We start from the raw sequence: 14,352 nt of genomic DNA, 5'->3' as shown, positions 1-14,352 counted from the left end.
GTGGAGCGGGGCCCGGGTGGGGCCTCCTTGCCGATCAGGGTACACATATGAGCGGGGTTCCGCTCGATGGATCGGTAAAATTCGCGCTGGACCGCTTGTTTTCTCCGTGAGTTCAGGAAGTCGTACTCCGGTGTGCCCGCCCGGACTGATCTGCTCGGCGGTTGGCGGCGCGCGAGCGCGGACGACGGAAGGAGTTGGGGTGGCGAGTTCCGGAGTGCCCTTGGTCCGCAGTGTGGACGAGTTGATGGAGCTGCTGCACGCGCGGCACGGGAGCGGACTGCGGACGGCCGCACTGCTGCGCCGCTCTCACCCGTTCGACAAGGAACTGCAGGTCGCGGGGCTCCTCCAGGGCCTCGACGGGCTGTCGAGCGGCGGCGACGGCGCCGCCGAGGCCGTGCGCGGACTGCTGGGCGAGCGCGTGGCGCGATTGCTCCGGGCGGGTGATCCGGCGGCCGACGCCCCCGACGTGGAGGCCCTGCGGCTGGCGGCCCAGACGAGCGCGATCGCCGACCCGGACGCCGGCGTCGTGGAGGACTGGCGTCCGGTCCTGGAACTCATCGCCGCGGGCGCGTACCAGATTTGACGCGCACACCCGGACGGGTGAACTTTCCGACATGACGAAGCCCCGGCCGCGGGTGCCGGGGCTTCGTCTGGAGCGGGGCCTACCAGTTGGCGGGGGCGTAGTCCTTCAGGAAGACGCCGTACAGGTCCTCGCCCGCCTCGCCGCGCACGATCGGGTCGTAGACGCGGGCCGCGCCGTCGACCAGGTCGAGGGGGGCGTGGAAGCCCTCCTCGGCGAGGCGCAGCTTGTCGAAGTGCGGACGCTCGTCGGTGATCCACCCGGTGTCGACCGAGGTCATCAGGATGCCGTCGGACTGGAACATCTCCTGGCCGCTGGTCCGCGTGACCATGTTCATCGCCGCCTTGGCGGCATTGGTGTTCGGGTGCCCCGCGCCCTTGTAGCCGCGGCTGAAGACGCCCTCCATCGCGGAGACGTTGACGACGTACGCCCGGCCGCTGGACGCCTTCCGCGCGGCCTCGGCCATGGCCGGCCGGAGCGCGCTGATCAGGATGAACGGCGACGTGTAGTTGCACAGCTGGGTTTCGAGCAGTTCCACCGGGGAGATCTGGTCGATGGTCTGCACCCAGGTGTTGCTCTCGACCACGTCCGGCAGCAGGCCGCCCGCGTCGATGGCGGTGCCGTCGAGGTGCCGCTCCAGGCTGGCGTTGCCGGCGACCAGGGCGAGGTCGGCGACCTTCTGGGCTTCGAGCCCGCTCACGCCGACGGGCAGCGCGGCGAGGCCGTCGACCGCACCGGAGTTGAAGGCACCGATGACGTGGTGGGCGGGCAGCTCGCCGGCGGGCAGCGGGGCGCTCTCACCCTCGACCAGGGCCGCGTAGGCGGTGGGCAGCCGGCGCACGGTCTGCGTCGCGTTGTTGACGAGGATGTCCAGCGGACCGGCCGCCGCCACCTGGTCGGCGAGCGCCACCGCCTGGGCCGGGTCGCGCAGGTCGATGCCGACGACCTCCAGGCGGTGCATCCAGTCCGCCGAGTCGTCCATCGCCTTGAAGCGGCGGATGGCGTCCTTGGGGAAGCGGGTGGTGATCGTGGTGTGGGCGCCGTCGCGCAGCAGCCGGAGCGCGATGTACATGCCGATCTTGGCCCGGCCGCCGGTGAGCAGCGCGCGCTTGCCGGTGAGGTCGGCGCGGACCTCGCGCTTGGCCCGGTTCACGGTGGCGCAGGCGGGGCAGAGCTGGTGGTAGAAGTAGTCGACTTCGACGTACCGGGTCTTGCAGACGTAGCAGGAGCGCGGGCGCTGGAGTATTCCGGCGATCCGGCCGGCCTCGGTGACCGAGGAGGGCAGCAGGCCCTCCGTCTCGTCGTCGATCCGTTCGGCGGAGCCGGTCGCGGTCGCCTCGGTGACGGCCTTGTCGTTGGCGGTCTTGGCGGCGCGGCGCTCCTGGCGCCGGCGCTGCTTGACCGTGCGGTAGATGCCGGCGGTGGCGCGGCGTACGGTGATGGCGTCCGGGTGGTCGACGTCGATCTTGTCCAGCTCGTCGAGCACGCTGAGGCACACGGCCAGTCGCTCGGGGTCGATGCCCGGCCCGTAGCCGTGGTCGTCCCCGATCACGTGGTTGTCTTCGGTCACCGTCATGGCCGCTGCCGTTCCCTGTTCACTCGTCCGCATCCGCCTGCTGCGGAAGTCCCCAAAACGGCAACTGTACGGAGCCGACACGCCCGGAACAAACCCGTACGCGTCCGCCTCACGCACGGCGAGCGCCGTGTCACGAGCGGTGTCACGAGCCGCGTCACGAGCGGTGTCACGAGCGGGTCTCGCGAGGAGCGCGCGGAGGTGGCCGAAACGCGTTGTCGGCCGGGTCCGCTGTACTGCGGGCGGTGTATGCCACGAGGATGACTCGCGCGTCGATCAAGAAGCCTCCGGACGGATGAATCACCCGCCCGGGTGGGGCATGGTGGCTTTCATGAGTGCCCTGAGCCTGTCGGTTCTGCTCTGCCTGGTGTCCGCCGTCGCGTACGCGGGCGGCGCGATCGTCCAGGAACACGTCGCGGCGAGCTCCCCCGAGCACGCCTACGCCCCGCTGCGCCGGGCCGGCTGGTGGGTGGCGATCGGCCTGAACGGGCTCGGCGCCCTGCTGCACGTGCTCGCGCTGGCCTACGGGCCGCTGAGCCTGGTCCAGCCGCTGGGCGCGCTGACCATCGTGTTCGCGCTGCCGATGGCGGCCGTCTTCGTGGGGCGCAGGGCGGGCGCGGCGGCTTGGCGCGGGGCGCTGATCGCCACCGTCGGCCTGGCCGGGCTGTTGGCGTTGACCGGCGGCGACGGGCGCGGACGTCAGGGCCTGGACGGCGGCGAGCGGTGGCTGCTGCTGACGGTGACGGGAGCCGTGGTCGCGGCGTTGCTGGTCGCCGCGCACCGGGCGCACCGGCCGGTGGTGCGCAGCGTCCTGCTGGCCGCCGCCGCCGGAACGGCCTTCGGGATGGCCTCGGTGTTCACCAAGGCGGTGGCCGAGGGCTTCACGCCGGGGGCCCTGGCGGCGCCGGCGGCGGACGCGGCGGCGATCGCCGTCCTGGCGGCCGGCGGGCTGCTGCTGTCGCAGGCGGCCTACCGGGGCGCCGGGCTGACCGCGCCGCTGGCCACGGTGACCGTGGCCAACCCGGTGGTGGCGGCGGCGGTCGGGATCTCCCTGTTCGACGAGGGCTTCCGGTTCGGGACGGCGGGCGCGCCGGCCGCACTGGCGAGCGGCGTGCTGGCGGCGGCCGGCCTGATCCTGCTCACGGCCGTGCCGCCGCACGTGCGCGGGTCAGATGGCGACGCCCTTGCCGCGGAGGTACTTCAGGGGGTCGATGTCGGAGCCGTAGCCCGGCCCGGAGCGCATCTCGAAGTGCAGGTGGGGGCCGCTGGAGTTGCCGGTCGAGCCGGAGCGGCCGATGCGCTGGCCGCCGGAGACCTGCTGGCCGGCCTTGACGCCGAGCGCGGAGAGGTGGGCGTACTGGGAGTAGCGGCCGTCGGAGTGCCGGATGACGACCTGGTACCCGTAGGCTCCGGCCCAGCCGGCCGACTCGACGGTGCCGGAGCCGACGGCCTTGATGCTGGTGCCGGTCGGCACCGGGAAGTCGACGCCCGTGTGGTAGCCGCTGGACCAGGAGGACCCGGAGACGCGGTAGGCGGTGCCGATGGCGCCGTCGACGGGGGCGCTGAACCCACCCGAGGCCGGCTTCTGTTGCGGTGAGGCGGGCTTGGCGGCCTGCTCGGGCTTGGGCTTGGGCTTGTCCGCCGGCTTCTCGGCGGGCTTGCTCGGCTGGGGCGTGGGCTTCGTCTGCTCGGGCTTCGGGGCGGCCGGCTTGGTCTGCTCCGGCTTCGGGGCGGCCGGCTCCACCGGCTTGACCGGCTCGGCGGTGCGCGGCGGCTTCTCCGGGTTCTGCGCGGGCGGGGCCACCGGTGCGGTGGTGACGCGCAACGTGAGCCGCTGGCCGGGGAAGATCAGGTTGGGATTGGCCCCGACGGTGGCCCGGTTGGTCTCGTAGAGGGCCTGCCAGCCGCCCTCGACGCGCTGGTCGGTGGCGATCGCCGACAGGGAGTCGCCGGGGGCGACGACGTACGGGTTCGGCAGCACGGAGGTGCCGGTCGGGCGGGGCGCGGTGACGGGAACCGGGGTGGTGGCCTTGGTCGGCAGCTGCGCGTCCATGGGCGCCTGCGCCGTCCCGACGGGAGGCTTCGACGTCGCGGAGGGCCCCGTGGCCTGCGCCGATGGCTTCGCCGACGGCTTCGCGTCCACCGCCGGCGCCGGCCCGCTGCGGCTGAGCCCCGCCTGCGGCCCGCAGGCGGGCCACGCCTTCGGCCCCTGCCCCTTGAGGACCTTCTCCGCGACCGCGATCTGCTGGTCCTTGGTGGCCAGGTCGGCGCGCGGGGCGTAGGCCGTGCCACCGAAGGCCTTCCACGTGCTCTGGCTGAACTGGAGGCCGCCGTAGTAGCCGTTGCCCGTGTTGACGTGCCAGTTCCCGGTCGCCTCGCAGGCGGCGACGTCGTTCCAGGTGTCGACGGACGCGGCATGCGCGACGCCGGCTCCCATGAAGGGGAGGGCCATGCCGGCGCCGCCGGCGGTGACGGCGAGCGAGGCCCGGTTGATGCTGCTCGGCTGGTACCGGCGGTGCCGGCCCCGTACACCCATGGGAGCCCCCTTGAAGACATCAGGAACCGCACAACCTAACGCTGCTCGCAATGGCCGACAAGAGCGACAACCAGCCGCCTTCAAGGCGAAGTTGAGGACACGTCGAGAACATCGGATCTGTCGTGATCCGTGTCGATGTAGCGTCGACACTCCCCGCACATCGAGGCACGCAGGAGCGCACGCATGAGCAGCAGCACCGCCCAGATCGGTGTCACCGGACTCGCGGTGATGGGCAGCAACCTGGCCCGGAACTTCGCCCGCAACGGCTTCACCGTCGCCGTCCACAACCGCACCGCCGCGAAGACGAAGGCCCTGGTGGAGGAGTTCGGCCACGAGGGTGCCTTCGTCGCGGCCGAGACCGCGAGGGAGTTCGTGGACGCGCTGGAGCGCCCGCGCCGACTGATCATCATGGTCAAGGCCGGGGAGCCGACCGACGCCGTGATCCGCGAGTTCGCCCCGCTGCTGGAGGAGGGCGACGTCATCATCGACGGCGGCAACGCCCACTTCGAGGACACCCGCCGCCGCGAGCGCGAGCTGCGCGAGCAGGGCATCCACTTCGTGGGCGCGGGCATCTCGGGCGGCGAGGAGGGCGCGCTGCTCGGCCCCAGCATCATGCCCGGCGGTCCGGCGGAGTCGTACGCGTCCCTGGGTCCGCTGCTGGAGAAGATCGCCGCCAAGGCCGCCGACGGCACGCCGTGCGTGTCGCACGTGGGCCCGGACGGCGCCGGTCACTTCGTCAAGATGGTGCACAACGGCATCGAGTACGCCGACATGCAGCTCATCGCCGAGGCCTACCACCTGCTGCGCGAGGTCGCCGGCTACTCCCCCGCGAAGATCGCCGAGACCTTCCGCGCCTGGAACCGGGGCCGCCTCGACTCGTACCTGATCGAGATCACCGCCGAGGTCCTCGCGCACACGGACGCCGCCACCGGTCGTCCGTTCGTGGACGTCGTGGCGGACGCGGCCGAGCAGAAGGGCACCGGCCGCTGGACCGTGCAGATCGCCCTGGACCTGGGCGTGCCCGTCTCGGGGATCGCCGAGGCCGTCTTCGCACGCGCCGTCTCCGGCCACGGCGACCTGCGCTCCGCCGCGCGCGAGCTGGCGGGACCGACGGCGGCGCCGCTGTCCGGGGAGGCCGCGGACGCCTTCGCCGCGCAGGTCGAGCAGGCCCTGTACGCCTCGAAGATCGTCTCGTACACGCAGGGCTTCCACCAGATCCAGGCCGGCAGCGCCGAGTACGGCTGGGGCGTGGACCTGGGCGCGGTGGCCTCGCTGTGGCGTGGCGGCTGCATCATCCGGGCGGCCTTCCTCGACCGGATCCGCGCCGCCTACGACGCCCGGCCCGACCTGCCGAGCCTGCTCGCGGACGCGCACTTCGCGGCCGAGACCGGCGCCGCCCAGGACGACTGGCGCGAGGTGCTGGTCGCCGCGGTCCGCCAGGGCATCCCGGTGCCGGCGTTCGCGGCCTCACTGGCCTACTACGACGCACTGCGCGCGGAGCGCCTGCCCGCCGCCCTCACCCAGGGCCAGCGCGACTTCTTCGGAGCGCACACCTACCGGCGCACCGACCGCGAGGGCTCGTTCCACACCCTCTGGAGCGGCGACCGCTCCGAGGTCCGTACGGACTGACGCGCGCGGGCGCTCAGCTCAGCGGCCCCGGCTGCGGGATCGGCGCCGGTCCGGGCGGCGCGGGCACCGGATCGGGCTCCGGGACCGGTCCGGGCACCGGCGGCACCGGGCGCGGGATCGGTTCCGGGTCGGGCAGCGGCGGGAACGGCTTCGGATCGGGCTCCGGGACCGGGGGCTGCGTCTGCTCTACGTTTCGCACCATAGGTCACACCTTCCCCCGATCCGACCCCCTACGCCCGGCGTGCGCACCCGCGCGGGCCGGGCGTAGGTGTAGGCGCAGGGCGGCGTCCAGGCCGAGGCGCGGGCTGGACAGCACGGGCAGCGGGGTGCGTACGAGGGCCGCGGCATCCGCCATGGAGGCCTGGGCCAGGACCACGACGTCCGCTTCGGTGACGGCGTCGGCCGCTCGCGCCACGGCTGCGAGGTAGCCGGCGGTGTCGCCGGCCTCGAAGAGCTCCCAGGCGCCGGGCACCACCCGCGCCCGGACCGCCACGGGTCTCCCGGCGGCCTCCTCGGCGAGCAGTTCCCCGGTCGGGGCGAGCGTCGATTCCACCGTGGCGAGTACGACGATCCGCGGGCCGGCGCGGACGGCTTCGGCCGCCATCGGCCGGTCCACGCGCAGCACCGGCGACCCCACGGCCGGCGCCAGGGACTCGGCGACCGACCCGAGGGTGGAGCAGGTGACCAGCACCGGACCGCCGGTGTCCGCCAGCAGCCCGAGCAGGTCGTCGGCGACGGACTCCGGGCCGCGCGTCCGGGCCCGCTCCAGCAGCTCGGGGGCGACGAGGTGGCGCAGGACCGCGCCGGGGTGGTCCCGGTCGCGCAGGGCCTCGAAGACCGGGACGTGCACAGGCGAGGTGTGCAGCAGGGTGAGCCCGGCCGGGGCTCCCGTCACCACCGGGAGGGGTCGGCGTCCAGCTCCGCCTTCGCCGCCTCGACCAGGTCGAGCGGGGCCACAGGCGCCTGGTCGGGGTGCTTGGCGGCCCAGGCGGCGGCGTAGGGGCACAGCGGTACGACCGGGACGCCCTCGGCGGCGGCGATCCCGTAGAACCCCTTGACCAGGTCCCCGGCGATGCCGCGCCCCTCGTTCCCCGGCTCGACCACCGTGTGGACGGCGACGAGGGCGTGGGGCTCGGCCGCGAGGACGAAGTAGGCGATGGAGCCGACCGGTTCCCCGCCCTCGACGGCGAGCAGCCGCCCGGCCTTCCGTTCGTCCCGCAGTTCGACCGCCATGCTCGACTCCCCTCAGACAGCCACCGCGTGGGGGCTGCGCTCCTGATCCGTCCCCGGAACGGGCGCGGACGGATCCGCACCCAGCTCGATGATCTTATTGTCGGCGTCCACGTGCACGACGCGCGGCCTCAACGCCCGCGCCTCGGCGTCCTCGACCTGCGCGTAGCTGATGAGGATGACCAGGTCCCCGGGGTGCACGAGATGCGCGGCGGCCCCGTTGATCCCGATGACCCCGGACCCGCGCTCCCCCTCGATGACGTACGTCTCCAGCCGGGCCCCGTTGGTGATGTCCACGATGTGGACGAGCTCCCCGGGCAACAGATCGGCGGCGTCGAGCAGATCGGCATCCACGGTGACGGACCCGACGTAATGCAGATCGGCCTGCGTCACGGTGGCGCGGTGGATCTTGGACTTGAACATGGTGCGAAGCATGGAGTAACTCCCGATATGTCTGCTCCCTGCCTGCTCATTGCAGGTCAAGGGCGGTCTCCGCAGACTACAACGCTTCGCATGTCCGGTCAGCTGTCCCCGGGTCTTTCAGGGACTCATGCTGACCGTTTGCCGACCTTTAGTGACTGCCGCTGAGCTCGCCGCTGAGGGTCTTGTGGATGAGGGCGCTCGGATCGTTGAGGCCGATGATCTCGACCGTCTTGCCGCGCTGGGCGTACTTGTTCTCGATGGCGTCGAGGGTGGCGACGGAGGAGGCGTCCCAGATGTGGGCGGCGGACAGGTCGATGACGACCTTGTCGGGGTCGGTGGCGTAGTCGAACCGGCCCACGAGGTCGTTGGAGGAGGCGAAGAACAGCTCGCCTGTCACCCGGTAGAGCACGGTGGTGCCATCGGGGTCGGTGACCGAGGTGACCTCGGCGAGGTGGGCGACGCGCTTGGCGAAGATGACCATCGCGGTGACGGAGCCGACGACGACGCCGATGGCGAGGTTGTGGGTCGCGACGACGCAGGCGACGGTGACCACCATGACGGCGATCTCCCCGGCCGGCAGCCGCCGAAGCGTCTTCGGCGCGATGGAATGCCAGTCGAAGGTCGCGAAGCAGACCATGACCATGACGGCGACAAGGGCGGCCATGGGAATGTCGGAGACGACCGGGCCGAAGACGATGCACAGCACCATGAGGAACACGCCGGCCAGGAAGGTCGACAGGCGGGTGCGGGCACCGGAGACCTTCACATTGATCATCGTCTGGCCGATCATCGCGCAGCCGCCCATGCCGCCGAAGAAACCGGTGACGATGTTCGCGACGCCCTGGCCGATGGACTCGCGGGTTTTGTCGGAGTGGGTATCCGTGATGTCGTCGACCAGCTTCGCCGTCATCAGCGACTCCATCAGGCCGACCAGCGCCATCGCGAACGCGTACGGGGCGATCGTCGTCAGGGTCTCCAACGTGAACGGCACGTCCGGAAGGCCCGGAACGGGCAGCGAGGACGGCAGGGCGCCCTTGTCGCGGACGGTCGGCACCGCGATCCCGGCCGCGACGGTGATCACGGTCAGAATCACGATCGACACCAGCGGGGCCGGAATCGCGGTGGTCACCTTCGGGAAGAACACCATCAGCGCCAGCCCAGCCGCGATCAGCGGGTACACGGCCCACGGCACGTCCCGCATCTCCGGGACCTGAGCCATGAACATCAGGATGGCGAGCGAGTTGACGAAGCCGATCATCACCGAGCGCGGGATGAACCGCATCAGCTTGGCCACCCCCAGCGCGCCGAGCGCGATCTGGAACACGCCGGCCAGGATGACGGCCGCGACCAGGTAACCCAGACCGTGCTCACGGTTCAGCGGCGCGATCACGAGCGCGACGGCGCCGGTCGCCGCCGAGATCATCGCCCGCCGACCGCCCACGACGGAGATCACCACCGCCATGGTGAACGAGGCGAACAGACCGATCGCCGGATCCACCCCGGCGATGATCGAGAACGAGATCGCCTCCGGGATCAGCGCCAGCGCGACCACCAGGCCGCCCAGCACCTCGGTACGCCACACCTTCGGATCGGACAGCCAGTCGGGCCGCAGACCGCGCAGCCGCGCGGCGGGAGACACCGCGGAAGCAGAAGAGGACAAGGGAAACGGGAACCTGTCGTACTCGGGTACGCCCCGCTCCGGGCAGGCCGGGGGACGTACGGGAGACGCGGAAGGGCCGGGCCGGCACCCCCGCGGACGGCCCGCAAGGAGGGCCGGAGGTCAAAGGGACGGAGCGGTGGCCTGCGCGGAGGCGCGGCCGGCCGCACGTCAGGGGCGAAGCGTCACGGCGGGCAGGCGACGGCGCCGGGCGTCATGGGCTCGCGCACGCTCGCTCCTGCAAGAATCGGATCTTCGCCGGGGGCGCCGTCGGCCCCGACACAGCAACGGCGGGGTGGTCACGGGCCACCCGCACACCGGATACCCTACCCTAACGTTAGGGTAAAGATCGGTGGGGTCGCGCTGTAGGCGGCCCGGCCACGAGGCCCAGGACCAGAGGATCACCGGCGTGGACGACAAGCACATGCAGATCGGCGAGGTCGCCACGCGGACCGAGCTGTCCCTGCGCACCATCCGGCACTACGAGGAGACCGGCCTGGTCACCCCGTCCGCCCGCTCCCAGGGCGGCTTCCGCCTCTACACCGAGACGGACGTCGACCGCCTCATGGTCATCCGCCGGATGAAGCCCCTCGGCTTCACCCTCGACCAGATGCGCGACCTGCTGGACGCGACCGACCGCCTCGACGCCGACGACGATCTCGCGACCGAGGGCCGGGAAGCCCTGCTGGACCGCGTACGCGAGTACGAACGGGCCGCCACAGAACAGGTCGAGAAGCTCCGCGTCCAGCTGTCCCGCGCCGAGGACTTCGCCGTCACCCTCCGAGTCCGACTGCACGAGAAGGCACCCGTACGACCCTGAGCCCCGCCGACCGCGCGGTGCCACCCACCCGCGTCACCGACTCGTACGTCCGGCCGACCGGCACGCAGCGGGCGAGGAGAGCGGCACACGACAGCGAACCGGTTCTCACGGCGGACCGCCGTCAGGCTCCGGCATGGCGGCCGTGGTCGCGCGCGAAGGCGTCGAAGACCTCTCGCGCCGTGCCCTGGGTGTGGAGGAAGCGCTGGTCGAGGATCAGGGCCAGGTCCTCCAAGGCTGCGCGGAGCACGGCGGCCGCGAGCCGGACATCGGGATGGCGGGCGCCCGCCGCCTGGTCGGCCAGGTTGTCGGCGTAGGTGATGTGGAGTGCCAGCGACGTCCGGTCTTCTCCGTCGTAGAAGTAGTAGGACTCGGCGTACTGCATGAAATCGACCGAGATCACCGAAATCCCGCCGGCCAGGCTGTCGAGGATCGCCGCCCCCGCGTCCGCGTCGATCTGCTCCGTCGTGGGGTGGGTGCGGGCGAGGTGGGAGAGGCGCAGCGCCAGCGCCCGGCGGCGGGCAAGGGCGGGGTAGATGCCGAGGGTCCACGAAACGGTCGCCGTCAGGAGGGCAAAGCCGACGAGGGCCTCCATCGGGGCGATGACCCGCAGCCATCCCTTGGTCGGTGCGATGTCGCCGAGGCCGAGCGTGGAGACGTTGACCAGGGAGATGTAGAGCGCGTCGAGGAATCGTGCGTGATCGGCGGGCCGCAGTCCGGCCGCGTAGGTGAACGAATCCGGCATGTGCGGCCAGTAGATCAGCGCCCAGCCCACGACCACGGTCAGGGCCCACACCGCCACCACGGCCACCATCGCGAGGGGCCCGGCCAGCCCGGAGGCCCGGCGGCGTGCCGTCAGCGACCCGGACAGCCGCCACAGCCCCGTCATGACCAGTCGGCTCAGACCGCCGTGGCGCGTGGGATGCCACAACGTGTGGAAGACGTCCCGCAGGACGAACAGCACCAGGACCACGCCCGCGATGTTGAACAGCCAGCTCATCCGGCTCCCCTTCCCTCCTTCGGCCGCCGCAGTCGTGCGCTCGAAGCGCCCCGCCGGGAGAAAGCCGGGCACATCGGATGCTTCGTCCGCTCAGCGGAAGCTCAAATCCGGATAACGATCGCATCACCGACCCTTGAATTTGCGGGGCGCAGCCGCAGCCACGTGACGCGGGTCACTAAAGATCACGTAAAGAGGGTGCTAAGAATGCGCAACTCCGCTTTCGGCCCACCCCTCACCGGACCACGGAGTGCCGGCACGCACCGGCTTTGCACGGCCAGGGAGGTCACGTTCCGAGTCCGCGGACCGAGACGCCCAGGGTCGCCGATCGGACAACGGCGTTTGCTCATGCCCGCCCGCACTCACACCGTCGCACCGCACTGCGCCGGTTCTGCGCCATCGAGGTGAAGCCTGATGTCACTCGACACGACACCATCACCAACTCCGTAGACGAGGCAGTCAGCGGATTCTTCGAGCCCATAGCCAAGTGGCTCGGAGACGTCGTCTTCTACTCCGTCCCCGTCGCCGGCACCCAGCTGCCGCTGATCGTCGCCTGGCTCGTCGTCGCCGGACTCGTCTTCTCCGGCTGGTTCGGCCTGGTCCAGATACGCAAGTTCCGCCTCGCGGTGGACGTGGTGCGCGGGAAGTACGACGAGAAGGGGGCGGCCGGCGAGGTCAACCACTTCCAGGCCCTGACCGCCGCCGTCTCCGGCACGGTCGGCCTCGGCAACATCGCCGGTGTCGCCGTCGCCGTCTCCATCGGTGGCCCGGGTGCCGCCTTCTGGATGATCCTCTGCGGCCTGCTGGGCATGGCGTGCACACCTCGCGCCTTGGTGTGCACGGACCCGCTGGCCAAAGCGAACGCCGATACCACCGTGCGGGCCGGATGCGCGGTGAACAGCGAGTGCCACACCCGTGCGCTACGACCCGTCACCCGGCCGCCTACCTTCCGACTCGGCACCATCGTCGGGCCCGAGCACCAAGGGTGGTCAAGGACCGGCGGCCGTCACCATGCCTTCGACGGACCGGAACCTCGGGGTCGAGAGGGTTGTGCGGCGCGGGATTCCCTCGTGGGCAGCAGGCCGTCCGAAGCAGTGACGACCGGGCATGGCGGGCATCGCCGCATGACCGCGCGGCCTTCCGGCCGCCCACACACTTCGGCTTTGCTTGCGCTTCGTCGCCGACCATCTGCAGGATCCCGTCCCCCGCCGCCCGAAGCTGATGTGGTTGCCCGGGTAGTCCGGCTTGGCGTTCGGGATCTTGCGGCCGGTCAGGCGTCCAGCCTGCGTTTTTGCAGGTCAAGGGCTCTTCAGTCGGGGCCGCTCCAGTCGAAGGGGAAGTGCTTGCTCGACTTGCCGGTGCGTTCCCAGGAGAAGCCGAACGCGTCGGCGCGGTCGACGGTGGCCCGGCCCCACGTGGCGGTCTGGCCCGGCCCTACCTCGGAGCCCGGGGCGTTGAGGACCTGGACGCGTGCGCCGTTCGGGGTGGTCGGGCCCGTGAGCGCCTCGGCGGTCGCCGTGACACGGCCCGGGATCTCGGCGCGCCAGGTGGCGAGGTCCTCGTCGATCTCCACGTGGATCGGGACGACGTCCATGCCCCGCATCTCGGGGTGGAACATCGCCCCGAACTCCGCCGGCCATCCGCCCGCCTCACCGCCGAAGACGGCCCCGAGCGCGGCGCGCTGCTGGTCGTCGGCGCGTTCGTCGAGGAAGACCGCGGCGTACGGATGGGTATGCGTGCCGGCCCAGGCGTTGCCTTCGAAGGAGGCGAGCATCAGGACGTTGAGGTCGTCGAGCCGTACGTCGCCGAAGTTGCCTTCCCGTATGTGCCAGGCCAATACGCCTTCGCAGTCGCCGTAGGTAGGGGGCTGCGCGAAGGTGCACGGGCAGGGAATGGCGCACTTGCACACGTCGAACCAGTCGCCGGCCAGGTGCCAACGCGTGCCGGTGGTGTCCTGCTGCGTCATGTCGCTTCCTCCCGCCGAGCCACGAGGAGCTCACTCGGAGTGGCGAGACCGCGTGCCCCGAGCCCGTTCCCAGGAGCGGAAGCGGAAGACGGTCTCCCTTCCAGCTTGCACCTCACGGCATCGAGCCCTCCAGCCCCGGCAGCATCCAGTCCTGGAACGGTGCGAGCACCGCCAGGACGAGAAAGGCGAGGCCCACGACACCGCTGAGGAGGACGCCCCGGGACCACAGCTTCTCCACGAAGATCACCACGGCCAGTCCGGCCATCGCCGCCACGTTCATCACGCCGAGCGGTATGAAGACGACCATCAGCCCCGCGCAGCAACCGACGCAGTACGCGCCGTGGTGGAGGCCCACCCGCAGGTCGCGGGCCGGTCGCCGGAAGCCGGCGTAACGCACCAGATGACCGAGCGGGTCGCGGCAGTGCCGCAGGCAGACGTTCTTGAGGGGGCCGAGTTGGTACAGGCCGGCGAGCAGGAAGGCGACCGCGCCGAGCCGGCGTCCGGCGGTGGGGTGGTCGTCCACCAGGCCGCCGGTGAAGGCCAGGGCCGCGTAGGCGAGCAGTCCGAAGGCGGTCCACACGAGCAGGTATCCGCCCACGAACTCGACGGTGCGGGCGGTCCGGGCCCAGCCGGAGGACTGCCGGCCGATCCCGCGTGCCCAGGTGAGGGCAACCGGCGCCATGGACGGCAGCATCATGGCCGCCATCATCGTCACCCAGAGCAGCAGGAACAGGGGCAGGGCCATCCCCATGGTGCCGGGCTCGACGCCCATGTCCTGGGCCTGCCGGATCGTCAGCACCCAGGCGGGCACCGCGATCAGGACGACGAGGATCCAGGCGGCCGCGAGATCCCGTGCGGGCAGCAACCCCCCGCCGGCTCCGGTCGGGGCCGGCGACCGGGCGGGTACGAAGGCGGAAATCCGGCTGCGACGCATCGGCGTGCCT

The 14,352-nt window shown here is 71.5% G+C and carries 14 protein-coding genes and 2 pseudogenes; 5 read left to right on the top strand and 11 right to left on the bottom strand.

The genetic code is table 11. The annotated features are described in order from the left end of the window. The first annotated feature begins 244 nt into the window (after window positions 1-244). Entirely contained in the window at window positions 245-583 is a 339-nt protein-coding gene (locus M4D82_RS28840) for a hypothetical protein (RefSeq protein WP_249772246.1), read from the top strand. 79 nt (window positions 584-662) lie between these two features. On the opposite strand, the gene M4D82_RS28835 is transcribed toward M4D82_RS28840, so the two are convergent. Then, the gene (locus tag M4D82_RS28835; RefSeq protein WP_249769770.1) at window positions 663-2,156 is read right to left on the bottom strand and encodes an SDR family NAD(P)-dependent oxidoreductase; all 1,494 of its coding nucleotides are present in this window, start codon (window positions 2,154-2,156) and stop codon (window positions 663-665) included. Between M4D82_RS28835 and M4D82_RS28830 the strand changes: the two are divergent. After that, window positions 2,155-3,198, top strand: a pseudogene (locus M4D82_RS28830) (DMT family transporter); the annotation flags it as partial. The gene M4D82_RS28835 and the pseudogene M4D82_RS28830 overlap by 2 nt on opposite strands. Here the strand turns inward: M4D82_RS28830 and M4D82_RS34670 are convergent. Both M4D82_RS34670 and M4D82_RS28825 read right to left on the bottom strand, forming a co-directional pair. Then, window positions 3,123-3,296: a hypothetical protein gene (locus M4D82_RS34670; protein ID WP_502989106.1), complete on the bottom strand. Its 174-nt coding sequence runs from the start codon at window positions 3,294-3,296 to the stop codon at window positions 3,123-3,125. The pseudogene M4D82_RS28830 and the gene M4D82_RS34670 sit on opposite strands and share 76 nt — an antisense overlap. Before the next feature lie 25 nt (window positions 3,297-3,321). Then, window positions 3,322-4,689 carry a transglycosylase family protein gene (locus M4D82_RS28825; protein WP_249769750.1) on the bottom strand — a complete coding sequence of 456 codons (1,368 nt, stop codon included), beginning with the start codon at window positions 4,687-4,689 and terminating at the stop codon, window positions 3,322-3,324. A gap of 183 nt (window positions 4,690-4,872) precedes the next feature. Here M4D82_RS28825 and gnd point away from each other — a divergent pair, with 183 nt between their 5' ends. Further along, window positions 4,873-6,318, top strand: a complete 1,446-nt coding sequence (gnd, locus tag M4D82_RS28820) for an NADP-dependent phosphogluconate dehydrogenase (protein WP_249769748.1) — start codon at window positions 4,873-4,875, stop codon at window positions 6,316-6,318. Between the two features lie 13 nt (window positions 6,319-6,331). Here the strand turns inward: gnd and M4D82_RS28815 are convergent, their stop codons facing one another. The 5 genes from M4D82_RS28815 to M4D82_RS28795 form a co-directional block, all read right to left on the bottom strand. Beyond that, a complete protein-coding gene (locus M4D82_RS28815; RefSeq protein WP_249769728.1) occupies window positions 6,332-6,520 on the bottom strand; it encodes a hypothetical protein in 189 nt (62 codons plus the stop codon). Window positions 6,521-6,523: 3 nt separating this feature from the next. Continuing rightward, on the bottom strand, window positions 6,524-7,213 hold the full coding sequence (locus tag M4D82_RS28810) for an aspartate/glutamate racemase family protein (protein ID WP_249769726.1): 690 nt from the start codon (window positions 7,211-7,213) through the stop codon (window positions 6,524-6,526). Beyond that, window positions 7,210-7,551, bottom strand: coding sequence for a GNAT family N-acetyltransferase (locus M4D82_RS28805; protein WP_249769724.1), 342 nt, complete (start codon window positions 7,549-7,551; stop codon window positions 7,210-7,212). Before M4D82_RS28805 ends, M4D82_RS28810 begins: the two co-directional genes overlap by 4 nt. Window positions 7,552-7,563: 12 nt before the next feature. Further along, window positions 7,564-7,983, bottom strand: coding sequence for an aspartate 1-decarboxylase (gene panD, locus M4D82_RS28800; protein WP_249769722.1), 420 nt, complete (start codon window positions 7,981-7,983; stop codon window positions 7,564-7,566). Window positions 7,984-8,119: 136 nt separating this feature from the next. After that, a complete protein-coding gene (locus tag M4D82_RS28795) occupies window positions 8,120-9,610 on the bottom strand; it encodes a SulP family inorganic anion transporter (RefSeq protein ID WP_249769712.1) in 1,491 nt (496 codons plus the stop codon). A 427-nt stretch (window positions 9,611-10,037) separates the two neighbouring features. Between M4D82_RS28795 and M4D82_RS28790 the strand changes: the two genes are divergently transcribed. Then, a complete protein-coding gene (locus M4D82_RS28790; RefSeq protein WP_249769702.1) occupies window positions 10,038-10,448 on the top strand; it encodes a MerR family transcriptional regulator in 411 nt (136 codons plus the stop codon). Between the two features lie 121 nt (window positions 10,449-10,569). Here the strand turns inward: M4D82_RS28790 and M4D82_RS28785 are convergent, their stop codons facing one another. Further along, window positions 10,570-11,445, bottom strand: coding sequence for a potassium channel family protein (locus M4D82_RS28785; RefSeq protein WP_249769700.1), 876 nt, complete (start codon window positions 11,443-11,445; stop codon window positions 10,570-10,572). A 377-nt stretch (window positions 11,446-11,822) separates the two neighbouring features. Here M4D82_RS28785 and M4D82_RS28780 point away from each other — a divergent pair. Beyond that, window positions 11,823-12,329, top strand: a pseudogene (locus M4D82_RS28780) (alanine:cation symporter family protein); the annotation flags it as partial. 422 nt (window positions 12,330-12,751) lie between these two features. On the opposite strand, the gene M4D82_RS28775 reads toward M4D82_RS28780, so the two are convergent. Both M4D82_RS28775 and M4D82_RS28770 read right to left on the bottom strand, forming a co-directional pair. Further along, the gene (locus M4D82_RS28775; protein ID WP_249769698.1) at window positions 12,752-13,408 is read right to left on the bottom strand and encodes a DUF1326 domain-containing protein; all 657 of its coding nucleotides are present in this window, start codon (window positions 13,406-13,408) and stop codon (window positions 12,752-12,754) included. 112 nt (window positions 13,409-13,520) lie between these two features. After that, window positions 13,521-14,342: a DUF2182 domain-containing protein gene (locus tag M4D82_RS28770; RefSeq protein WP_249772244.1), complete on the bottom strand. Its 822-nt coding sequence runs from the start codon at window positions 14,340-14,342 to the stop codon at window positions 13,521-13,523. Window positions 14,343-14,352: the final 10 nt, after the last annotated feature.

It is taken from the genome of Streptomyces sp. RerS4 (assembly GCF_023515955.1).
Lineage (GTDB): Bacteria > Actinomycetota > Actinomycetes > Streptomycetales > Streptomycetaceae > Streptomyces.
Note: the sequence above shows the minus strand (reverse complement) of the source record. Positions and strands in the feature narration are given on the sequence as shown.

What these genes read in the sequence shown, in the direction of transcription:
- M4D82_RS28825 (WP_249769750.1), bottom strand. Translation starts at nt 4,689, where the DNA reads ATGGGTGTACGGGGCCGGCACCGCCGGTACCAGCCGAGCAGCATCAAC.
- M4D82_RS28770 (WP_249772244.1), bottom strand. Translation starts at nt 14,342, where the DNA reads ATGCGTCGCAGCCGGATTTCCGCCTTCGTACCCGCCCGGTCGCCGGCC.
- gnd (WP_249769748.1), top strand. Translation starts at nt 4,873, where the DNA reads ATGAGCAGCAGCACCGCCCAGATCGGTGTCACCGGACTCGCGGTGATG.
- M4D82_RS28775 (WP_249769698.1), bottom strand. Translation starts at nt 13,408, where the DNA reads ATGACGCAGCAGGACACCACCGGCACGCGTTGGCACCTGGCCGGCGAC.
- M4D82_RS28805 (WP_249769724.1), bottom strand. Translation starts at nt 7,551, where the DNA reads ATGGCGGTCGAACTGCGGGACGAACGGAAGGCCGGGCGGCTGCTCGCC.
- M4D82_RS28815 (WP_249769728.1), bottom strand. Translation starts at nt 6,520, where the DNA reads ATGGTGCGAAACGTAGAGCAGACGCAGCCCCCGGTCCCGGAGCCCGAT.
- M4D82_RS28835 (WP_249769770.1), bottom strand. Translation starts at nt 2,156, where the DNA reads ATGACGGTGACCGAAGACAACCACGTGATCGGGGACGACCACGGCTAC.
- panD (WP_249769722.1), bottom strand. Translation starts at nt 7,983, where the DNA reads ATGCTTCGCACCATGTTCAAGTCCAAGATCCACCGCGCCACCGTGACG.
- M4D82_RS28785 (WP_249769700.1), bottom strand. Translation starts at nt 11,445, where the DNA reads ATGAGCTGGCTGTTCAACATCGCGGGCGTGGTCCTGGTGCTGTTCGTC.
- M4D82_RS28840 (WP_249772246.1), top strand. Translation starts at nt 245, where the DNA reads ATGGAGCTGCTGCACGCGCGGCACGGGAGCGGACTGCGGACGGCCGCA.